The sequence below is a fragment of the Methylomonas sp. genome (genome assembly GCF_023228165.1).
In the GTDB taxonomy this organism is placed as follows: Bacteria; Pseudomonadota; Gammaproteobacteria; order Methylococcales; family Methylomonadaceae; genus Methylomonas.
This window is the reverse complement of record NZ_JALOBS010000004.1, coordinates 151,904-172,884: the sequence shown is the minus strand read 5'-3', so window position 1 is coordinate 172,884 and position 20,981 is coordinate 151,904. Positions and strand designations below refer to the sequence as shown.

The 20,981-nt window shown below is 53.3% G+C and carries 20 protein-coding genes; 2 read left to right on the top strand and 18 right to left on the bottom strand.

Features of this window, described 5'->3' with window-relative positions; genetic code table 11:
* Nucleotides 1-24: 24 nt before the first annotated feature.
* From M0R33_RS04720 to M0R33_RS04645, 16 genes are all read right to left on the bottom strand, one after another.
* Complete coding sequence (locus tag M0R33_RS04720; protein WP_292565824.1) at nt 25-420, bottom strand: GPW/gp25 family protein; 396 nt, start codon at nt 418-420, stop codon at nt 25-27.
* Complete coding sequence (locus tag M0R33_RS04715; protein ID WP_292565821.1) at nt 417-2,276, bottom strand: hypothetical protein; 1,860 nt, start codon at nt 2,274-2,276, stop codon at nt 417-419. The genes M0R33_RS04720 and M0R33_RS04715 overlap by 4 nt, the downstream gene beginning before the upstream one ends.
* Nucleotides 2,270-2,917: a phage baseplate assembly protein V gene (locus M0R33_RS04710; protein WP_292565818.1), complete on the bottom strand. Its 648-nt coding sequence runs from the start codon at nt 2,915-2,917 to the stop codon at nt 2,270-2,272. Before M0R33_RS04710 ends, M0R33_RS04715 begins: the two co-directional genes overlap by 7 nt.
* Before the next feature lies 1 nt (nt 2,918).
* Nucleotides 2,919-3,962, bottom strand: a complete 1,044-nt coding sequence (locus M0R33_RS04705; RefSeq protein ID WP_292565815.1) for a phage late control D family protein — start codon at nt 3,960-3,962, stop codon at nt 2,919-2,921.
* Nucleotide 3,963: 1 nt separating this feature from the next.
* On the bottom strand, nt 3,964-4,125 hold the full coding sequence (locus M0R33_RS04700) for a hypothetical protein (protein WP_292565812.1): 162 nt from the start codon (nt 4,123-4,125) through the stop codon (nt 3,964-3,966).
* Between the two features lie 23 nt (nt 4,126-4,148).
* On the bottom strand, nt 4,149-4,934 hold the full coding sequence (locus M0R33_RS04695; protein WP_292565809.1) for a hypothetical protein: 786 nt from the start codon (nt 4,932-4,934) through the stop codon (nt 4,149-4,151).
* Nucleotides 4,927-5,412 (bottom strand): phage tail protein, encoded by a 486-nt coding sequence (locus tag M0R33_RS04690; protein WP_292565806.1) that lies wholly within the window; start codon nt 5,410-5,412, stop codon nt 4,927-4,929. Before M0R33_RS04690 ends, M0R33_RS04695 begins: the two co-directional genes overlap by 8 nt.
* Nucleotides 5,405-6,958, bottom strand: coding sequence for a hypothetical protein (locus M0R33_RS04685; RefSeq protein WP_292565804.1), 1,554 nt, complete (start codon nt 6,956-6,958; stop codon nt 5,405-5,407). Before M0R33_RS04685 ends, M0R33_RS04690 begins: the two co-directional genes overlap by 8 nt.
* A 3-nt stretch (nt 6,959-6,961) precedes the next feature.
* Entirely contained in the window at nt 6,962-7,417 is a 456-nt protein-coding gene (locus M0R33_RS04680) for a phage tail protein (protein ID WP_292565801.1), read from the bottom strand.
* Nucleotides 7,418-7,429: 12 nt separating this feature from the next.
* Nucleotides 7,430-9,607 carry a phage tail sheath subtilisin-like domain-containing protein gene (locus tag M0R33_RS04675; protein WP_292565798.1) on the bottom strand — a complete coding sequence of 726 codons (2,178 nt, stop codon included), beginning with the start codon at nt 9,605-9,607 and terminating at the stop codon, nt 7,430-7,432.
* 40 nt (nt 9,608-9,647) lie between these two features.
* Nucleotides 9,648-10,469 (bottom strand): hypothetical protein, encoded by an 822-nt coding sequence (locus M0R33_RS04670; protein ID WP_292565795.1) that lies wholly within the window; start codon nt 10,467-10,469, stop codon nt 9,648-9,650.
* On the bottom strand, nt 10,466-11,059 hold the full coding sequence (locus tag M0R33_RS04665) for a DUF4255 domain-containing protein (RefSeq protein ID WP_292565792.1): 594 nt from the start codon (nt 11,057-11,059) through the stop codon (nt 10,466-10,468). Before M0R33_RS04665 ends, M0R33_RS04670 begins: the two co-directional genes overlap by 4 nt.
* Nucleotides 11,060-11,463: 404 nt before the next feature.
* Complete coding sequence (locus M0R33_RS04660; protein ID WP_292565789.1) at nt 11,464-11,913, bottom strand: hypothetical protein; 450 nt, start codon at nt 11,911-11,913, stop codon at nt 11,464-11,466.
* A 189-nt stretch (nt 11,914-12,102) separates the two neighbouring features.
* Complete coding sequence (locus M0R33_RS04655; RefSeq protein WP_292565786.1) at nt 12,103-12,351, bottom strand: DUF6868 family protein; 249 nt, start codon at nt 12,349-12,351, stop codon at nt 12,103-12,105.
* Nucleotides 12,352-12,919: 568 nt separating this feature from the next.
* Nucleotides 12,920-13,972, bottom strand: a complete 1,053-nt coding sequence (locus M0R33_RS04650; RefSeq protein ID WP_292565783.1) for a cytochrome c peroxidase — start codon at nt 13,970-13,972, stop codon at nt 12,920-12,922.
* A gap of 86 nt (nt 13,973-14,058) precedes the next feature.
* Nucleotides 14,059-14,664: a DUF1264 domain-containing protein gene (locus M0R33_RS04645; protein ID WP_292565780.1), complete on the bottom strand. Its 606-nt coding sequence runs from the start codon at nt 14,662-14,664 to the stop codon at nt 14,059-14,061.
* Nucleotides 14,665-14,945: 281 nt separating this feature from the next.
* Between M0R33_RS04645 and M0R33_RS04640 the strand changes: the two genes are divergently transcribed.
* Nucleotides 14,946-16,301, top strand: coding sequence for a sigma 54-interacting transcriptional regulator (locus M0R33_RS04640; protein WP_292565777.1), 1,356 nt, complete (start codon nt 14,946-14,948; stop codon nt 16,299-16,301).
* Here the strand turns inward: M0R33_RS04640 and M0R33_RS04635 are convergent.
* Together M0R33_RS04635 and M0R33_RS04630 are read right to left on the bottom strand one after the other, a co-directional pair.
* Nucleotides 16,298-17,161, bottom strand: coding sequence for a PHP domain-containing protein (locus M0R33_RS04635; RefSeq protein ID WP_292565774.1), 864 nt, complete (start codon nt 17,159-17,161; stop codon nt 16,298-16,300). The two genes, M0R33_RS04640 and M0R33_RS04635, sit on opposite strands and share 4 nt — an antisense overlap.
* The gene (locus tag M0R33_RS04630; RefSeq protein ID WP_292565771.1) at nt 17,161-18,957 is read right to left on the bottom strand and encodes an ABC transporter ATP-binding protein; all 1,797 of its coding nucleotides are present in this window, start codon (nt 18,955-18,957) and stop codon (nt 17,161-17,163) included. The genes M0R33_RS04635 and M0R33_RS04630 overlap by 1 nt, the downstream gene beginning before the upstream one ends.
* A 92-nt stretch (nt 18,958-19,049) precedes the next feature.
* Here M0R33_RS04630 and M0R33_RS04625 point away from each other — a divergent pair, with 92 nt between their 5' ends.
* Nucleotides 19,050-20,966, top strand: a complete 1,917-nt coding sequence (locus M0R33_RS04625; protein ID WP_292565769.1) for a transglycosylase SLT domain-containing protein — start codon at nt 19,050-19,052, stop codon at nt 20,964-20,966.
* Nucleotides 20,967-20,981: the final 15 nt, after the last annotated feature.

Genomic DNA, 20,981 nt, shown 5'->3' with positions numbered 1-20,981 from the left:
CTACGCTGCCGGTTTATCATGGTGTTATCCGCCGCTAGCCAGTTGCAGGCTCACATCCATCTGCGCGGCCGCGCCGTTTTGGCGGATACGGTAATGGATGCTGACATTGACGTGGCTGATTTGCTCCGGATCGGGCAACACCCGCACACTGGTCAACTCCACCCGCGGCTCCCAGCGGGTCACGCCGCGAAACACTGCATCCTTGATCAGATTACGGGTGGTTTCGTTATTGGGTTGATGGATATAGTTATACAAACCGGCGCCGAAATCGGGCCGCATCAAGCGCTCGCCGGGACGGGTGGCCAGAATGTTCCAGATCACCTGCCGGATGCTGGGGTTATCCTCGGCAAAGCGCAATTGGCCATTTTCCAGTTCGATTTCCAGCGGCCAGCTTAATAAGGGCGAGAGTCGGCTGTTCATTTGGGCTTGGGTATCAGGGTGATGGCATACGGCAGCCATTGGAAAAACAAATTCAGCAGATTCAGTACTATCATCAGCAACAGCATGGCGCAGATGGTAATCACCGGTAGGCTGAAGCTGATGATCCATTCCAGGCCGAAGCTATTGCCGGATTTTTCGCTGGGCGGCATTTCCATGCCGATCTTTTTCAGTTGTGCCGCCAAATCCTTGGGCGCTACAAAGGTGGCACCCTTGGCCAGGCCGCGTTTCAAATCGGACAATTTCGGCATTTGTATGGCTTGCGGCCGGCTAGCTTCCGGATCGAACGGCGCCGCCACCCGGAATGGTTCGCTGTTGCCGCCCCAGACGATTTGTTCGCAACCCCGCTGGTCCAGGTAACGCACAAAGGGCTTGATATAATAAATATCGGCGGAATTTTGCTGATAACGCGGAATTTGCAGGCTGTCCACATAGTTCTTGGTTAACGCAGTAGAGCGCTCGAACAATAGTTCGCGCAGCGCCATGGCTTGCGCTTCGCTGAAAAACAACTGACTATCGGCGGTCACATTGATGAACAGATCGGCCACATCCTCGTCACTGCTGGCCTTGGCCAATAACTGAGCTTTGTTGGCATTAAAATAACTTTGCAGGCTTTGCAGTTTAAAATTACCGATATCGGACAGATAACGTTGCAAGGCATGCAGGCTGGCATCCGCGCTGTTAATACCGGAAAGCAAAGCCGACAGCGCCGCGTGCGCGGCTGGGCTGCTGTTGACGGATTTAGCCAATGCCGACACGCCGGCCAGCCATTGCAGAGCTTGGCTGGTGTCCGCCGTCAAACGGGCCGCCGCGAAATCGTCGGCTTCGGCAAAATCGGGATAAGCCAAACCGGGCACACTGGTTTGTTTGGCCTTTAAGGCGGTAATTGTTTGGTTGACATTACCGACGGGGAATAAGGCCAGTGCGTCGGCCAATCCGCCGCAGCGTTGCGCTACCTGGGCCAGCTGTTGTCGGGTTTGCAGATAACGACTGCTGTCCGGCAAACGGTAAAAATATACGCCGGATAAAAAATCGTACAAAGCTTTATTGGCGGCAACCGAGTTATCCAAAAGCTGATAACGACTCAGCAATTGATTGATCAGCTTGACTAAGGCCGGTTCGGCGACGCCGTTGTGCATTAAATACCCATCGCCACGCCGCCAAACCAGCACTTCACTGCTTTGCTGATCCTGCCGGCCGAACGGCCACGGCAACGTATCGACGAAATAGTCGGCTCTGGCGCGATTTTCCAATAGTTCATTCTGTACCGAGCCGGATAAAGGCAAAAAGCCGTATAGCAGAGTGTGCTTGCGCTGCCTGCCTTCGGCTGCGTTGGCGCTTACCAATTGAGCGTGCAAGGGATAGGTTTCCTCGCCGCTGGCCGGCGAGGCCGACAGGCGCGGGCGTATCAATTTTTGCCGGCGCAGTTGCCTGACGTAATCCGGGTCGTCCTGGTTTTGCCCGCCGGCCTGCCAGCCCTGGGCCACGCCGTTCAGTTGCAGCCAACGGTTGCCGTCACGGCGGCGCACCACGAAACCGGCGGAGGTAATGTTTTGCGGATTGAAGGGCGGGGTGCCAAAGGTATCGCAGACAACTTCGCAACTGACCATATAAAAGGTGCGATGCACCGGCAGCCGCAGCCAAGGCAAAGTTTTATCGTCGGCGAAACGGTCTTCGAACCGCCATTTTTGAGCCCGGTTGCCTTGCAGGCTACCTTGTTGCATGGCCTGCAAGTGGCGGCTGACGAAATCCTCGTCCAGATAGCGATGGATCATAGTGCCATCTTCCTGGTCGGCGTAATACGGCGCCCGCAACACGGGTTTATGTTGGGCTACCATATATTCCCCGCTCCCGGCGTATAACTGCTGGACACCACCGCATTGCTGATCAGGGTGTCGCACTTGACCACCCCGGAAAATTTGCTCATGCCGGCTTCCACTTCCACCATGCCTGCCGACACTTTCACCTGCGCGGCTTCGATGCTGACCTTGGACGAGGCGTTGATTTTGATTTCCGAGCTACTGAATTCGATAGTTTCGCTGCCCTTTTCGATTAGTACCTTACCGCCTTCGGCTTCGGTAATCTGCAGGTGATAGCCGCTGCTGGTCTTGATGTCGATCTGCGACTCTTCAGTATCGTCGAATTTGAGTTGCGAACCGGACGGGGTGCGAATGCAATATACGTCCTCCACCTCGCGGGCTTCGGACGGATGGCTGTCGCCACCGGACCATAGGGCGCCCATTACCACCGCCACTTCCGGACTGATAAAGGCCAGCACCACTTTTTCATCGACCTTGGGCAACAGACTGACCCCGTAATCCTGGCCGGCGCTATTGGTCAATACCGCCGCCCATAACTCCATGTCGCCGACCGCCAGCCGTACTTTAATCCGGCCGCGATTATCGGGGTCCTGGTTATCCAGCACGGTGGCCAGATGCAAGGCCTGCAAGGCGCCGAAACTGTGACCTAGCGTATTCATGTCAGGCGCTCCAGTCGGCACGGTTGAGTTTTAAAAAACTTCTGAAGCCCTGACTGCTATCGAAGCGATGGCTGCAATGCACGATCTGATAGCGGCCGCGCAACCGTTCCGAGACGTCGGTCAATTCGACTTCCCGGCCGGCGGCAAATGCCACATTGCCGGTACAAACGGCGTCGCCGGCCAGAAAGGATTTGGCCCTGCTACGAAATGCGCCGGTGGCCCACTTATCGGCCTCGGCCTGGGTTTTAGCAAAGGGATGCGGAAAATAAGCTTCGCCGGGCCAGCCCAGTTCATTCAGCACCTCAAGCGCCGAAGTGCCTGACGGCGCGGGCTGCAAGGCATCGCTTTGGGCGTCTGTTGCCTCATCGGCGGCTAAATCAAACCCCGTCACATGACTATTAGTAGGTTGACCGTTCAGATCGGCGATGATGCGCAGATATTCCATGCCGTCCTGCGGACTCAAGCGCGGCGGATTGCTGTCGGCCTGCTCCGGTTTGATACGCAGTCGACCGTGTTGCCAGCGCACGGCAATATCGTAAGGCGCCAGCAAGCGCTGCATGAAGGCCAGATTGCTTTCGTTGAACTGGTGCCAGTCGCCGGTTTGCGAGGATACCTGAATATCGGCCGACAAGCCGGCATCGTCGGCCAAAGCCTGCAACACGTCGTCCAGGCTTTGCTGTTCGAAGCGGCGGGTATGCCGTTGTCTGGCCAGTAAATGCATTTTATCTTCCACTAATAACAATAATTGCGGGGCGCCGTCGCCGTAGCGCTCTTCAATCGCGGTCACATCACCGCTGAACAGGGCTTGCTGCTCCTGTTCGCCCATCATGATCTCGATCACCGCGCCGTGCCTGATCTGCTGAAATACGAAGCCCGGCTGCTCCGAGCCGCTCACCCGCCCCCAGTTAATCAAACGCAGCTCGGCGTGCGCCCGCCCGGACAGCGGCTGTTGTATCGCCACATCCTTGACCGCTTCGGCCATGGCGGCATCGTCAGTGCCGTCGATACGGAAGCGCGGCCGCGCATTGATAAAGGCTTCGGCCATTTCAATCCACCAACAAGCGGGCCTGCCGCTCGCGCTGGATTTGCAGTTGCCGAAGCAATTGTTCTTCCTGCTCGTTGGCGGCGGCAAACACCCGACTGTCCATTTGTTCGGAACTGTCGGGTTGGTTGACTTCCGCTATCACTTCATTGATAAAAACCGGCACACTCCGCTCCTGTGGCTTACTGTTTAAAACGCACCGGGTATTTGCGTACCCAGGGTATCCGATTGACCGTAACTGTATCCGCCGCCGCTACCCGAACCGCTATTGGCGCCGCTGGGCGGCATAACCACACCTTGATTGTCGCTAAACCGGGGATTTTCCATACCGTTGTACATCGCCGTATCCCGCCATTGCTTGGGGTCGCGGTTGGCGGCCAGATTGGCGTCAGCGGCACTGACGCCCTCGCCGTCCACCGCCAGCCTGCCTTGTTGACGCAGAGCGTCTTTTAAATCGATGATGTCGAACTGGTAATTGTCCTGCTTGAAACTCAGCGCCAGGGTGGCTCTGAGCGGCACACCTTCCGGCGAGAAAAAGTCCAGGGTTTCGTTATAACTGCCGAGCATGCCGATAAAGGAAAAACTACCCCACTGGAAACGGCAACGCTTGGGGGCCTTGGGTTGATTGCTTTCGGCGTCCTGCGGTTTCATGAACTCGGTAGCGATACGCTGAGTTTGCTTGCGCACGTCTTCATGTAACAAGGTTTGCGTACCGTCGGTCCGGGTTAAATTCTCGCCGTCCAATACGCTGGTATCGAACACCAATTCGATCGCCAAGGTCGATTCGCTTTTATCGACAAACTGTGCCGCCTTGCTTTGTCCGCTACCGCTATTACTGTCTTTTAGGGTGTTGGATAATGTGACTTTCAACGAAGCAGGATTGAATTGCACGGTGATCCAATTTTCTTCCGGCGCATCCTGATTCTGTGCATCCAACGGGATCAACACCGCTTTACTGAGTTTGCTGCTAGCCATTTTGCACCGCCTGCATGGGTTGGTTCCAGTCGACGACGAATCCTTCGTGATTCAAATGCAACTCTTCGATAGCCACCTGATTGGCGGTGGCATTCAGATCAGGCCCCTTGAATTTGATCGGCAACACCTTATCCAGGGTCCAGACCATCACGGTTTGCTCGGGATCGGCCGGATTAATCAGCTGGATGCTGCAATTCAAACGTATTGAATAATAACTTTGCCGGAAACTACGATCGAACAAGCGCCATAGACCCTCGGCATCGGTGATGCCGCGTTTCAGCACCACGGTGGAAAACGTGGTGGGGCCGGCCAGTTGCACGTCGCCCCAATTGCGACCACCCTCTTTAAGGGTTTTGGGCGCCATGCTGGCCTCCAAGCCGCTGACTTCGCTGAAAGCGCCGTTACAAACCAAGCCGCCACCGGCCGACTCCGGCAGGCTTAATTGCACATGAAAGCGAAACGGGATGAATTCAGCCATTTTTAATATCCAATTGCCACTGACTGCTGTTGCTGCCCAGGTCGTGGCTAAAATTCAACACGATACGGTCTATCGCAAATACCGGCGCCAACTCTATTTGATAAATCACCGTGCTTTCATTGTCGTGGCTGGCGGCGATGGAAAAAGCCTGTTCCGGCAAAGCGCCCCGCAAGGCGCCTGCCCTGTGTAGGCCGGTAAAAAACTGCGTCAGCTGGACTTTGCCCAGCGGATCACGCACATCGGTGTTGAACAGCCAGCTCTCGCCCAGCCGCAGCAATTGCCGATGCAGCCAACCTAAAAAGCGCGCCACTTCGCCGGAACGGTATCCTTCGGCCTGCCCGCTCTGCCGCGAAAAACCATTGGTGCCGACTACGGCCGCGGCACGGCGTTCGTCATCCAATTGCAGCCGGTTTTTATGCGCGACCAACACACCTACCCCCGGCCGGTCGCGCAGTTCGACCACTTGCTGGCTATGCAAAGGCGGATAAAGCTGCCACATACCCGGCAGGTTCCTACCGGCCATCGAGCGCCAGGGTCCGAGACGCTGGCTGGTTTCCAGCATGGCACCGGCGATCAAACCGGCCGGACTGCATAATGGCCGCTCGCGATTACTCAAATAGGGAAATAAAAACTGCACGGCATGCAGACCGGAGTTTTCGCTGTCGCCGGCCAATTGAATCGCCTGCCCGGCTTCCCGGGCCATTGTCGGCAAACTGCCTTCGCCGGCTTGTTCCAAAGGTAACGTCAACAGGCATTGCAGATCCGGGCGGCGTTTTTTCAGGGTTTGCAAAATGGGCGTCAGCACGGTTTGCAAAGGCCAGACGGCCGATGGTCGCGGAATTTCCTCGCTACGGCGACGTTCGCGGTGATCGTCCGCCGTGGATGCGGCACAGGGCAAAAACACCGGATCGGGATTGACCAGACGCATGCGCCGGACATCGATTAAATTGGCCGGAATTTGCAAGCGTTCCAGATCGGGCAAGGCCAGCGCGCCCAGATTGGCTATCAGCATGGCACGATCGAAAGCCGGCAAGCGCTGCGGGTCGCCGTAATCGGCATACGGATCGGGTAAGAAGCCTTGCTGTCCCCACTGTTCCGGAATTCTCAATACCCAAAGCTTTTTAGTGCCGTCGGCCAATGCGCCGGGCTGGACCGATTGGAAAAAATCGGCCACGGCCGCCGGCAGCCAGGCGCTATTGCCGGCCAGTTGGCTGCGGTAAGCCGTGGTTTGCTGGTCGGCCTGAGGGAACAACACTTGAAAATGCGCGAGACTTAAAAGCGGAATCGGCAACTGATACAAATCCAGCAGGGTCTGTTCGGTCGGGGTAGGTAGTTCCGGTGCGCCGTTTTCCCGCCATTGTTGTAATTGCCGCATTTCCCGACCGAAACCCAGCGCAGCTATTTCCCTCACCGTTTGCGGACTTTCCAGCAGCAAATCCCAACGGGCGCTGCCGGGGCAATGCCCTAGCATGGCCACGTCCATCACCGGATCAGCCACCGCCGCGGGTCTGACCCGCATCTCCAGCCGGGAATCCGCCAAAACCATGCTTTACTCCTGATCCACCGTCTCGACCGACAGCACCAGCTCTTCGATGGCCACATCGCCACCGCCCTTGCCGGTCAAGGTGGGTCCTGTCCATTTGATCGGCATGGCATTTTTCAGCCGCCAAGTCACCACGGTGTCGGAACGATCTTCGTTGAGCAGTTTGATACTGATGTTGCGTTTGCCGGACAGTTTGCCCTGACGGACTTCATCCAGCCAGGTCCATAGATTCTGGGCGCCGATGATGCCGCGCTTCAGAGTCACATCGCCGGCCTTGTGAATGCCGGGAATCTTGCTGACATGGTTGACCTTGCTGTTACCGTTGCGGTATTCGGCGATAGTCACTTCGGCATTTAAACCGGACACGTCGGAAAAACCGGCATCAACCTGATCGCCCTGCCCCGGCTCCAGTTCGACCACATAGTTAAAAGCGGAATAAGGGGTTTCTCTAAATACGGCCATAGTCGTTCACCTCTAGGCGTCTGCGGTCTTTTGACCGATGCGGAAAATCACGAACTCGGCGGGTTTCAGGGCCGCCACGCCCACTTCGCAAACCAGCCGGCCGTTGTCCAGATCGTTCTGGGTCATGGTGCTGCGGTCGCAACGCACGAAATAAGCGTGTTTCGGGGTCGGCCCCAACAGATGGCCGTTGACCCACTCGTTGTATAGAAAATCCTCTATGGAGATGCGGATGCTGGCCCATAAGGCTTCGCCATTGGGCTCGAACACCGCCCATTGGGTGGATTTGTCTATCGAGCGCTCCAGAAACAGGAAATAACGGCGGACATTGACGTACTTCCATTCCGGATCGCTGGAGGTGGTACGCGCGCCCCACACCCTGTGGCCGCGTCCCGGCAAGGAGCGCAGGCAATTGATGCCGTTGGGGTTCAGCAGTTCCTGTTGGAAGCGGTTGATGTCCTGTTCGAAATGCAAGGCACCCAACACCACTTCGTTGGCCGGGGCTTTGTGCACGCCTCGGCTGACGTCGGTGTTGGCATAAACCCCGGCGATAAAACCGCCGGGCGGCAGACTCAGAGTGCTGCGTTTGCCGGTCGGATCGCTGCTGACCACCCACGGGTAATACAACGCCAAGCGGGTGTCGTCCAGATTGGATTTAAAGTCGCGGATTTCGCTGATGCTCATGTTGGCTTCGCTATCGACGATGCCGACCCGATACTGCATGCGCTTGCAGTGTTTCTGCATTTCGATCACCACCGCCAGATGTTTGGTTGTGGTGTCCAGCACGGCCGCAGCCGGGGTCATGACGATGGAAATATCCTCGACCTGTTCGAAGGCGGCCAAACCGGTATTGCCGTCCTTGTCGTTGATTTCGCCGGCATAATCGCCGCTTTCCGGAATGTCGCCGTCGCTGCCGTTTTGCAGTTCTATCAGATAGCGCGGGCCGTTGACCGGGTGCGGCGTGTTCAGCGCCGCGTTATCGAACAAGGCATGCAGCAGATTAAATACATCGGCATCGGCGGCCACTGTACAGGCGATCGGCTGGGTAAGCTGGGCGTCCCGGGTAGCCGGATCGGCCAATAATTTTTTGCCCAATGAATCGTCGGCGGTGGCGGAAGTCGACAAGCCACCCACCCGGTAAACCACTTCACCGCTGGCGCCTTTACGGAGCTTTTCGATATCGTCGATACGCAACACATCCAGATCGAAATTACGCCGCACCAACAAGGCGCTGACATTGCCGGGCAAAGCGGCAAGCGCCGAAATGGGGAAATCGATATCGGCCGCCAGACCGGCATTTTGCGCCATGGGCAAGCTGATCAGCGTCAGATTGGCGCCGGCGTCGGCTTTGAGGGCTCCTTTCAAAACAGTCAACGTGCCCCAATGCGCAACCCCGCTGAGACTGGAGAGGTCGGTGACTTGCGATAAGCGTAATTCGACCGCCACGCCCGCCTGCAACTTGCCGCTAGCGGGCGTGCGTAGCGTGACACGACTGATTTTGCTGGTAGCCGCCGGCAATTGAGCGATTACCAGTCGAGTCAGCGCCGCAGCCGCGTCGTCCTTGTCCTTGATTTCACCGGACAGGATGTCGAAGTTGGTGCCGTTGCGGCGTACCCTGGCCCTGATGGAAATCGGAAATCTATTGGCTGGCAGATCACCTGCCGCCACCCGCACGTCTTGCGGCAGGTTGCTGGCTTCCAGAAACAGTTCTTCGCCTTCAGCCGGAGTGGTAGTGGTTGCTATGGAAAACAGATTTTCGCTGTCCTGCCAATGCAGCTCCAGCACGTAATTGCCGACCTTACCCGGAAAACGGCTTTTAAAGCTCAACTTGCCGTCGGCGCTAACGCGAGCGGCTCTGACCGCGCTACTGCCGTCAGTTGAGGGATTACTGGCATTGACATCCTTAACCACCCGGCTGACAAACAGTTGTTTGCCGCCGTTGTCGAAAAAGGCCCGCGCCGCCAACGCGGTATAATTAAGTTGGGTGTTATTGCCGGCAAACTGCAAATCCTCAAGATCGCCGTAGATGCGTTCGAAATCGGCGAAGCTGGTCACCGGCTCGGGCTTGCCGCGGAACGGCCCGGTGCGGGTCGGCCCGACGATGGCCGCCACGCTGGTGCCTACGCCTTCTATGGAACGGGCTCGAAAGCTCTTTTCTTCTATGTATACGCCTGGGGCGAGATACTCGGGCATGGTGTGCCTCCTTCAACGATCTTGGGTTGGTTTAACCTGATTAGGGACTTTTTAACTCCAGGGTGCTAACGCGGGTTTCATCGGCAACAAAACCCAATTTAAGGCGATGATTCTTATCTTCTGCCAGCACGCTTTGCGTGTCTGTAAAAACGCCGTTATCGGCCAAGGCGATCTGCATGGCCGTCATTTGATCGGGATCCGGAAACCTGCCGCCGGTTTGGGCTTTATCGGCCTTGACACTCAATTCCGCGGAGAAACCCGCCGACAACATGGCTATTGATAATCGCGTCACAGGGATCTGAAAATAACCCTCGATATCCGCTTGTGCATTAAACGTAAAACGATCGCCGGTACTGCTAAGATTGACCAGTAGTGTCACCAGCGCCCAGGAAGCCGGCATGGCGACGGATTCGCCGGGCTGTTTCTGGTACTGCAGCATGCCTTGCAAGGATTTGTTCTGGCTAAATCGGGTACCCACCACGGATCGGTACAGCGCTATTTGCGGATAGCTGTTATTACCGCAATTTTTGATGAAGGCGCGTGGATTAAAAATACCGGACGGATCGCGTACGGTGCCCTTTAGTTGATACGGGGTTTCTATCGGGCGGCTTTTTTGAATCTCCGTGGCCCGGCCGGGTTCCGTTGTGCGCTGCAGTTGTTCCGCGTCCGGCAGTTGGGAGCGCCAGATAATGCTGACCCCCGGCTTATGCAACAAACTCAGACCTTTCACGGCTAAATTGTCGTCCAATTCGATTTGCAAAGCGCTTAATACCGGACTTTGCTGACCGTCACGACCGGTACCATCCAGCCAGCGGATCACGTCGCTGGTTTGCCGGATCAGAGTTTCCTTGAAGCGGATCATTGCAGCTCCCCGACCGGTAATACGATGCTTTGCACCGGCTCGCCGCCCTCTTCCCGCACCGGCTCAAGACGCAGGGTTTTGATGATGTAGGGCGCCGACAGGATGTAGTCGTGCGGCAGGCTGTCCCACATGCGCATGAAATCTTCGCTGGACATGTCTTCCGGCAGGATTTGCACCCGGTCCTGGTCCAGCCAATTACGTTTGTTATCGGTGATATGATCTTCCACGTCCGCCACATCCAGTTCGGTACCGGAACCCAACACCTGCATGGCCCAGGCCAGCACCACCTGCTCGAACGTGGTTTTACTCCAGCCTATCAGCAGGATATGCAGATTGAGCGGTACTTCTTTTCTGGGCTGATTGCCTATGCCGGGCTTTGGAGGAAGGTGGCGGTTTCTGCCGAAAGGGTCTATGGAAATGCGGTGTAAATAGATGCCGACCTTGTGCGTGGCGTCGACAGGACCGGCTTTTAGGGTTTCACTACTAAGGATTTCGACACTGACGGACACGGTATCAAGCATATCCTTGAATTGCTCAAGATAGGCTTTTAATGCCTCAAGCACTCCAGATACAGCCGTGTAATTTGCCATCATCCCCCCTGCCGGCGTTTTACATTTCAGGAAAATCCCGCAAAATTAGTGAACGCTCTTTTTTATTTATTCAAATCTAGCTCATGGTTTTAAATTTGCAAGGTTGACAAAACATTAAGATTTCATGAAAAAAGTAAAAGTGCTTTGTCACTGAATATAGGGCCCGCTAAGCCTACGTATTAGTAGCTTCTATAGATTTCTGGCATATTTTTTGACGGCTAATGGTTTATTTCACACTGTTCGGCGATTTTTAAAAGCCCGACCAAATCCGATTTTTCCTGTTCAAGACCGTACGCTGTAATCCGCTGGGCATCTATTAAGCGAAACGGTATTGCGCCCTGCGCGAGCCGACTCTTGCTATTTGCTCGTGTCTGACCAGTGTGCTCGGCGTTTTCAACAGCACCTCAACCGCGTAAACTTACGGATACCAATACCGGAGTACGCAGCACGAAATAGTCCGATGTCACCCGTATCAATGCATTGACTTTTGGCTCAGCGAGAATCTTTTGCTTGCCACCACCGAATGTTTTAACCACCGCCTTACTAATGGATGCGTCAGACAAATCCAAATAGTCAGCACTCTTATTGAACTGAAACTCCATGATATTCGAGCCGTACGACTGTGCCTCGCTAAGCTTGTTCGTCAAATAGATGCCGGGACCGTAGACAGCCGTTCCTCCCAATGCTTGCTGGCAATATAAAGCGCGGAATGCCTGTTCACTATGCCACCCGTACTTCTGAATGATCTGCACGGCAAAGTCCTCATTATTCGTTCCGGAATACAGGGTTTGAAACTGCACCGGGACAATGGTCATAAACAGGTTGCGCAGATTATTGATTTCTTCGTCGGTCATGAGTTACTCCGGTAGACGGATGGCAAGTTGAAAAGCATTCCAAACATATTCAGTGGCTACTGAGTTTGGTACACGCACCTAATAAGTGCAAGAGGGCAATAGCTGCGTATAAACAAGAGGGGGGCAGATAGGCTCTACCTCAAAACCGGGCCGGGTGAAAATTGTCCCTACGACAGCTTTGTTAACCATTTACTGACCCATAATTTTTAAAGCAATGTATGGTGCGACCGTAAAAACCAATGTCATAACTTTATAATTACTCAAAAAATCAAAATATTTAGAACTTAATTCCTTTTCGTCCATATCAAATATTTTGCCGTGAATAGATGCTACTGCACCTCTCATAAACAGAAGAATTAAGGTCGCCAAAAAAAGATAACCAATATTGATTACCGACGCCCATCCTAGCAACTCAGTTAATTGTGAAATAGTGATCATGACTTTTCCCTCCTATTATTGAATTAATTATGGCATGTGTTTAACGCAAAACCAAAGGGCGCGTAATAGCGAGGACCTTCCCTCTGAGACCCGTTAGGCTTGGAGTTCAAGGGATTTCTTCAACTGCTAAATCAATATCGTTAGCGATTTACCTGAGGGGAATTTTGGGGCCGGGCTTTCCTTTCTGTTCAGACCGGAAACGAAATGCGTTCTTCAATACCTTTCCAATCTCGCAAGTCGGGCATCCGGCAATCAGATCATATGTCTCCTCAAGATAAGTCTCTTCGGGTTGCGGATATCCGAACTGCCCTGTGCATATCAGATACCCATTCATCTAGGCATCCAACTATTGCTTATTAGGCAAATCTGCCTGCGTATGGGTAAATTGCAATTCACTATAGCCGGTAAATTAGTCGCATCAATCCCAGAACCGCCTCCCCTGCTGAGCGCCGCGCGATGCGGCCAAATCACTATTCGCTGGATAACGAACGCAGTTATGGGGGGTTAATTAAACAGTTCGTTATATAGCATCGTTTGACCCTGCGATCGGCTCCAACATACAAATCGTTCAATCCAGACTGGTCAGCGATTTTAAAAACTCGACTAAATCCGACTTTTCCTGTTCGGTCAAATGCAGCGGAAATATCTTTGCATCTACAAATTCATTGCCCTCCCCGCCCTTGTCATAATGATCGATTACCTGTTCGAGGGTTTGCAGGCTGCCGTCGTGCATGTAGGGCGCGGTGAGAGCTACATTGCGCAGTATTGGGGTTTTGAATTTACCGATGTCTTCGAGCCGACCGGTGACTGAATATCGGCCCAGTTCCGCGCGCTGCGCATCCGACCAACTTGATGTATCGGGCGGTTGATGCTGCCTAACGGCCTGCTTCCAAGCCTCAATGACCGGCTTTATGTTCCGCATGCCGACACCGATGTTATAAAATCTGTTATCGGTAAATAGCGCCGTTTTCATCGATATCTCGTGACAGGTAAGGCAATTACCTTTGCGTCTAAAGATACGCGAACCGCGCACGGCGCCGGCAGAAATGGCGGTCTGTTCCATGGCGAAGTGATAGCGGTCGAATGCCGAATTGCCGCTTATTAACGTGCGCTCGAAACTGGCGATAGCTTTTTGGACATGCATAACGGTTAATTCGCCTGACTGGATAGCAAACACCCTGGAAAAAGCCGCGCTATAGTCCGGTTCATTTTGCAGGATGTCGATAATCGCTTGCGGGTCTTTAAGCCCATGCTCAATGGGATTAAGCAGCGGCCCCAAAGCCTGCTGTTCCAGACTTGCGGCCCGTCCATCCAAAAATTGGCTTTGATAATATGCTGCATTCTGCACGGCGGGGGTGTTGCGGGTGCCAAGTTGGCCGTTAATACCTTTTGCCAGCGGCAGACCATCGCTGAATGCCTTATCGGCCTGATGGCAACTAGCGCAACTGATGGCGCCATCGGCACTCAAGCGTTTATCGTTAAACAATTGCCGGCCCAAGGCTATTTTGGCTTCAGTTTGTGGATTATCATCAGGAATGCTGAGCACGGGCAAACCCAATAACGAATCAGCCATTGCTGTAGCGGAAATCACCAAAACCAACAGAAACAGCACAAAACGCATAATCACTCCAAAAAGCGCCGGAAGCACTTAGGCACTTCCGGCTAACGATGCACGCATGACTGATACGCACATCAGGGGGACGAAATTTAATCTTGTTCCGGCATATCCTGCACGATGACTACATACGGTTCGCCTAACGGGAATTTATCTTCAGGCTGTTGAAAGTAAATTACTTTCCCATAAGTTTCATTCACTGCGGGTAAAATTTTAGCGGCTTCTGCCCGGGTCAAATCGGGGAATGTTGCGTGCGCCCTCGGCACCTCGGTTTTATGATAATGCCAGTATTTTTTCTCCGCCTCCGGCAAGCTATTGAACTGCGCTGTCGTAATGATGTATTCGAAACCGATCGGCTTGTCCTGATCTTTCATGCCGGAATGAAACATCAGGCACACCATAGTCTCGTCCTCGTACGCTTTACAATGATGATGAACGACAGTTTGCAACTTGGGGTCGCGCACGCTGTGAGTATCCGGCACTAAATGTCTGATGGCTTGAATGTGCAAGTCATTAAAACCCAAATGATTGGGATGTTCGATTTGCCGGGGGTTTAGCGTTTCGTTATAAAGTTTTACTTGCCCCGCCGCCGCGGTTGCCGCATGGCCGTGTTCTATTTCAGCGGTTGCCGGGGCTGCGGTGCTCGCGCCGGCTGCTAACGCCATTAAAGTGCCTGCGATTAAAAATGTTATTTTCATTATTATCCTCTTGAAATGGACCCAAAAAATCGGGTTTAAAAACCAGTGCACTGAATAAATCACTACAATTCAACTAAAGCCATAAGCGTGCCAACTATAATAAATAACTCCAAACCACTGTTTTTAAAAGAATATATAGCCTGAGTGCTATTTTTGCCGAATGATAAATGTTTCAATACATTTACAGGCAGTATCAAATGAAACATTCAGTGATACATATCGCGAAGCAACCTAGCAAATATGCTAAAGTTGCAACATCATGAAACAATCCGACTACCGCCATGAGCCAATCCTCGCCATTTTTTAACCGATGGCTAAGCCAGATCGGTCCCGACCAGGTGATTACCATCCTCACCGACTTAGTAGATGCCGGTGCGGTGTTTGCCGTGGATGCCGACGGTAAAATTCTGTTCTGGAGTAAGGGGGCGGAAAAGTTGTTCGGCTTAGCGGCCGAGGCGGTAATCGGCAAAGTCTGCACCAAAGCCCTGAATTGCGACGAAGCTCGCGACCCTTGCGGCCTGGCCGAACATGGAGTCATTAAAGACCAATTGGTGAAGCTACGCCGCCCAGACGGCAACACCCTTAGCTGTTATCGCACTGCGCGGGCTTTTTTCGCCGCCGACGGTCGGTTCGCCGGCGCATTGGAGTTTTTGCAGCCGCAGGCGGCAACGGCGCCCAGCGCCAAATCGTTAACCGATAGCGACAGTTTTCACGGCATTTTGTCCCGCGACCCCGCCATGCAGGAAGCTGTAAAAATCATCCGCAATGTGGCCGAAACCGAAGCGACCGTCTTGATTCGCGGTGAATCCGGTACCGGGAAGGAATTAGTGGCACAAGCCTTACATCAGGAAAGCAGCCGCAGCAATAAACCGTTTCTGGCCATCAACTGCGCGGCGCTGACACCCAGCCTGCTGGAAAGCGAGCTTTTCGGCCATGTAAAAGGCGCTTTTACCGGTGCGATGCGTAATCATGCTGGCCTGTTTCAGCGCGCGCATGGTGGTACCTTATTTTTAGATGAAGTAGCGGAACTGCCGCTGGAACTGCAAGCCAAGTTGCTGCGGGTTTTGCAGGAGCAAAGCTTTATTCCGGTGGGCGCCGACGCTGCTATTAGTGTCGATGTGCGCATCATTGCCGCCACACACCGCTCGTTGCGCGAAGAAGTGAAAGCCGGACGGTTTCGAGAAGACTTGATGTACCGGCTGCGGGTGGTACCGGTGTTTTTACCGCCGTTGCGCGAAAGGCGGCAGGATGTGAACTTACTATTATGGCAATGCATACAACAGCACAATCTGCACGGTCCGCGCCATGTCGACAGCATTGCCCCGGAAGCCATGCGCCGCCTGCTGGATTACCGCTGGCCGGGTAACGTCAGAGAATTAAAAAACGTAGTCGAATACGCGTTCGCCGTGGGCAGGGACAATGAAATCACTTTGGACGACTTGCCGCCGGAATTTCGGGAAGCCACCGCCGCGCAGAGTACAAACCCCTCGTTAATCAACAGCAACCGGCGCGCCAATGAAGCCGATCTGATCCGAGAAGCCATGCAAACCGCCGACGGACACCTGGAAACTGCCGCCGAACTGCTCGGCATGAGCCGGGCCACTTTTTGGCGTAAACGCAAAAAATACGGTCTTTAATGAATTTCAGCAGCCGGCGGTTGCCGGGGTGAAAATAATGACCAGACCGGTTCCGCCTCGGCTGGCAAGGGCGCCAGCCGGCCCAATTCCACCCACTGATTCTCCGGCGTATGGAAATCAGAACCGACCGAGGCCAGCAACTGGTGGTTACGGAGTAACTGCACACTCAACCTGATGTCGTCCAACGACGCCCGCCCCGTGACCACTTCCACCCCCTGCCCACCGGCCAGCTTAAAGGCGGCAAGCGCCTTATTCATCCATTTAAAACTCAATTTATAGCGCAAGGGATGCGCCAACACCGCAATACCGCCCGCCGAACGAATCCAGCCGACTACATCTTCAAGACTGGCCCATTGCGTGGCGACGAAAGCCGGCTTGCCTTTGCTAAGGTAGCGGTCAAATGCGTCCTGCTGGTTGTCGACGTGCCCATGCGCGACCAGAAAATCGGCAAAATGTGAGCGGGTAATTTCGCCATTGCCCGCCGCCTGAACGACTGCTTCATAGGCCCCGGCAATGCCTTTTTTTTGCAGTTTTTCGGCCATCTTCAACGCCCGCTGCTGACGCAAGGCTTGTTGCTTGATTAATCCTTCGGTGAGTATCGGCTGTTCGGCATCGATATTCAGACCGATAATGTGCAGGCATTGGTTGGCATAAATGGCGGACAATTCGATGCCCGGTATCAAGCGTATGCCGCAATCTTCGGCCGCTTGCGCGGCTTCCTGTAAGCCGGCCGTGGTGTCGTGGTCGGTTAAGGCTAGTGCCGTCACCCCCTGTTGATGCGCGCGCCGCACCACTTCGGCTGGTGCTAAAGCGCCGTCCGACGCCGTGGAGTGACAATGTAAATCGTACTTGTCCTGCATTATTGATATTCACCGTAAAGTTTTGCATACAAGCCGTTTTGCTGAATCAGGGCCTCGTGCCGCCCTTGCTCGCAGATTTGTCCTTCTTCGAACACGTAGACATGCTCGGCTTGTTTGACCGCGCTAAGGCGGTGGGCAATGATAATCGTGGTTCTGCCGTTTAAAAAATCGCTCAAAGCCTGATGTAATTTGTACTCGGTTTCGCTATCCAAGGCTGAGGTTGCTTCATCCAGTATCACGACAGAAGGCTTGCTGACTATCATACGCGCAATCGCCATACGCTGCCTTTGGCCGCCGGATAAACGCATCCCCTGCCGCCCGACCAATGTATCCAAGCCTTTTTCCAGCTCGGCCACGGTTGTTTTCAATTGCGCCAACTCCAGTGCATACCAGAGTTCGCTGTCGTCAATTTCGCGTCCCAAGGTCAGATTGGCGCGTATGCTGTCATTCAACAAGGCCGGATGCTGAAGCACCGTGGCGACATGTTCGCGCACTACATCCAAACCGATCCGGGTTATCGGCACGTCATCGAAATAAATCATGCCTTTATTGGGCGGATACAATCCGATCAAGGTTTGCGCAAGAGTGGATTTCCCGCCGCCGCTGGCGCCAACCAAGGCGATTTTTTCGCCGGCTTTTATATTCAGGTTGATGCCGTTCAGTACCGGTTCGTCCTTATAACTAAAATGCAAATTTCTCACGGCAACCGAGACGGTTTTTTTAGTTACAAACGGATTTTCCTCATGCGGATAGTCCGGTTCCCGTTGCAGCAATGTCAGTTGGTTGATTCTGGCAAGCGCCGCCTTGGCGGCATAAAACGCCTGTTGTATCCCCAGAATTTCCTGTACCGGTGCCATCATGAACCATAAATATCCGAACACCGCCAACATTTGCCCGATACTGAGATTCGAATACAACACCATCAACATGGCGGTGGCGCGAAAAATATCGAAACCGAACAAAAAAGTCAGAAAGCTCAAACGGATTGCTGCATCGCTTTTCCAGGCAAACACGGTCGAATGGTTTTTTACCGCCAAGGCGCTGTTGATCAGTTGCCGACAGTAATGTTCCTCGCGGTTACTGGCGCGAATTTGATTGATGGCTTCCAAGGTTTCACTCAAGGCTTGCTGAAACACGCTATACGCTTTGTTTTCATTGGCTTTTAAATCCTTGATTTTCGAGCCTATCGACTTGGCGAAATAAATCACCACCGGATTTAAAAAAATGATGAACAAGCCCAGTTGCCAATGCATCCATAGCAAAATCACCGCCGTACCCAGCACCGTTAAACTGGCCACCAGTAATTTGCTGATGGTGGTGCCGATAAAGTTATCCAATGTATCCAGATCAGTGACCATATGCGCCGTCACGGTACCGCTACCCAAACTCTCATATTCCGACATCGAGATATGCTGCAATTGGCGCACCAAACTCTTGCGTATCCGGAAGATCACATCCTTGGCGATATTGGAAAACTGGCGGGTTTGGATGATGTTCAAGATCAAGGCAAACAGGCGCAGTAACAAGCTGACCAACAATACTCCGGCGATGTAGACGACGGGTTGCTGCCATTCGGGGGGTAAAACAGGATTGACGGTATGCAATACCAGACCCGGATGATGCAGCAAAACCTCATCCACCAACAAAGGCATTAACAGGGGCACCGGCACGCTAGCCAAGGTCGCCAGTACGGCAATAAAATGCCCCACCACCAAATGCTTTTTATGCTGCAAGGCTATGCGAAAAATATAATGCCAGGAATATTGGGGGTTACTGGACGAGGATTGTTTTTTCAATGTTTAAGCGTTATGGGTTGGGCTAAGGGGATTATAATGGTTTATGTTTTTTTGCAAAAACCATTCCGGATTTGCGCTTATCGAGGGATTTTATGAAGTTCGCCACCTGCCTGCTACTGTTGGTCAACCTGCAGGTATTCAGTTTATCGGCCGGAGCAGACACTGAGCGCGGCCTGCGGGCAATGCGCACCACCTTCTTACAAGCCGAACAATACATCAAACAAGACCGTGAGAACGACTATTTTGCATTAGCGGATAGCTTAAAAACCTATCCACTCTATCCCTATCTGCAATACCAATGGCTGCTTAAACACCTGGATGACGAAAAATCCGTGCAGGCCTTTTTACTGGCAAACGCCAATAGTCGCTATGCGCCGCTACTTCACCACAAATGGATGGTGCATCTCGGTCAGCAGCAACAATGGCGCTCTTTTATCAATTTTTACAACAACAGCAACGATACCGAATTACAGTGCTACTTTGCCCAGGCCCAATACCTAAACGGAGAACAACAAGCCGCGCTGGAAAGCGCCAAACAGTTCTGGCTGAGCGGCAAAACCCTGCCCGCCGCCTGCGATACCTTATTCGATAAGCTAAAGCTGTCATTTTCATTGTCCGCCGAACTGACATGGCAACGCTTTCAGGCAGCGCTAAAACTGAATAATACGGCCTTGGCTAAACAGTTACTGCCGCTGTTTGGCCACCAGGATCGCGCACTGGCCGAGCAATGGCTGAAACTGCATAATCAGCCGGAACAAGTCAAACAAACGGCCAATTGGCGGCGTCGCTATCCGCAAGCCGGACTGTTATTTGCACACGCCATAACCCGCTGGCTGGAAAGCGACCCACAGTCCGCGCTCGCGGTATGGGATGCACAAAAACACCATTTTAAAATTCCCACGGAAATCTCGAACGATACCGAAAAACGCTTGGGTATGGCCCTGGCCTTCCGCCGCGACAAACGCGCCTATGCCAAACTGGCCAAATTTGCCGGCAACGATAATTCCGCGCAGGAATGGCGGGTTCGCGCCGCGCTGAATCAACAACAATGGCCACAAGTGCTGACGGCGATTGCGGCCTTAAACGAAACAGCCAGACAGGAAGACAAGTGGCAATACTGGCAAGCCAGAGCATTAGCCGCAACCGGCCGGCAACAGCAAGCAACCTCCCTATTCCAAACCATCGCCTCGCATCGTAGCTTTCACGCTTTTCTGGCTGCCGCTTATTTGCAACAGGATATTCAATTAAACCATCAGCCGGTATCCGTTACCGAACAGGAAGTGGAAACATTAAAAAAATCCGACGAATTTCAGGTGATTGACGAACTATTGGCCATTGATCGCAAACCCGAAGCCGTCAGACAATGGTGGCATGCCATCGCCGACCTGGATAATCACCGGATGGAAGTTGCCGCCAAATTGGCTCAAAGCTGGCAATGGCCATCGATGAGCATTTTCACGCTGGCCAAAGCCCGGCATTGGGACGACATGGAATTACGCTTCCCTTTATGGTTTAACAGCCAAATTCAAACTAACGCCGACCGGAATCAGCTTGATCCCGCTCTGGTTTTTGCGTTGATCAGACAAGAAAGCGCATTCGACGAATTTGCCGGCTCGCCCGCCGGCGCGATTGGCTTGATGCAAGTCATGCCCAAAACAGCCAAACAGATCGCCGGGGAACTAAATCAAAATTGGCATAACGATTTCAATTTACTCAATCCGGATATTAATATCCGCTACGGCAGCTACTATTTCAAAAAAGTGCTGGATCAATTCGATGGTCATTTTGTATTAGCCGCGGCCGCCTATAACGCGGGCGCTAATCGCATCAAGCAGTGGCTACCCAAAAACCAATCCCTACCGGCCGACATTTGGATAGAAACCATACCCTACAAAGAGACCCGCGGCTATGTTTCATCGGTGCTGATGTATGCTCTGATCTATCAACAAAGACTGAACCGGAACAGCCTTAAAACAACGGAATTACTGCAAAAAATAAATCCCGGCTAAAAATTGAGCTGATTT

Coding starts and splice junctions, on each gene's coding strand:
- M0R33_RS04660 (WP_292565789.1), bottom strand. CDS start 11,913: ATGACCGACGAAGAAATCAATAATCTGCGCAACCTGTTTATGACCATT.
- M0R33_RS04640 (WP_292565777.1), top strand. CDS start 14,946: ATGAGCCAATCCTCGCCATTTTTTAACCGATGGCTAAGCCAGATCGGT.
- M0R33_RS04670 (WP_292565795.1), bottom strand. CDS start 10,469: ATGATCCGCTTCAAGGAAACTCTGATCCGGCAAACCAGCGACGTGATC.
- M0R33_RS04710 (WP_292565818.1), bottom strand. CDS start 2,917: ATGAATACGCTAGGTCACAGTTTCGGCGCCTTGCAGGCCTTGCATCTG.
- M0R33_RS04635 (WP_292565774.1), bottom strand. CDS start 17,161: ATGCAGGACAAGTACGATTTACATTGTCACTCCACGGCGTCGGACGGC.
- M0R33_RS04680 (WP_292565801.1), bottom strand. CDS start 7,417: ATGGCCGTATTTAGAGAAACCCCTTATTCCGCTTTTAACTATGTGGTC.
- M0R33_RS04650 (WP_292565783.1), bottom strand. CDS start 13,972: ATGCGTTTTGTGCTGTTTCTGTTGGTTTTGGTGATTTCCGCTACAGCA.
- M0R33_RS04645 (WP_292565780.1), bottom strand. CDS start 14,664: ATGAAAATAACATTTTTAATCGCAGGCACTTTAATGGCGTTAGCAGCC.
- M0R33_RS04655 (WP_292565786.1), bottom strand. CDS start 12,351: ATGATCACTATTTCACAATTAACTGAGTTGCTAGGATGGGCGTCGGTA.
- M0R33_RS04675 (WP_292565798.1), bottom strand. CDS start 9,607: ATGCCCGAGTATCTCGCCCCAGGCGTATACATAGAAGAAAAGAGCTTT.
- M0R33_RS04720 (WP_292565824.1), bottom strand. CDS start 420: ATGAACAGCCGACTCTCGCCCTTATTAAGCTGGCCGCTGGAAATCGAA.
- M0R33_RS04625 (WP_292565769.1), top strand. CDS start 19,050: ATGAAGTTCGCCACCTGCCTGCTACTGTTGGTCAACCTGCAGGTATTC.
- M0R33_RS04695 (WP_292565809.1), bottom strand. CDS start 4,934: ATGGCTAGCAGCAAACTCAGTAAAGCGGTGTTGATCCCGTTGGATGCA.
- M0R33_RS04685 (WP_292565804.1), bottom strand. CDS start 6,958: ATGGTTTTGGCGGATTCCCGGCTGGAGATGCGGGTCAGACCCGCGGCG.
- M0R33_RS04715 (WP_292565821.1), bottom strand. CDS start 2,276: ATGGTAGCCCAACATAAACCCGTGTTGCGGGCGCCGTATTACGCCGAC.
- M0R33_RS04665 (WP_292565792.1), bottom strand. CDS start 11,059: ATGGCAAATTACACGGCTGTATCTGGAGTGCTTGAGGCATTAAAAGCC.
- M0R33_RS04690 (WP_292565806.1), bottom strand. CDS start 5,412: ATGGCTGAATTCATCCCGTTTCGCTTTCATGTGCAATTAAGCCTGCCG.
- M0R33_RS04705 (WP_292565815.1), bottom strand. CDS start 3,962: ATGGCCGAAGCCTTTATCAATGCGCGGCCGCGCTTCCGTATCGACGGC.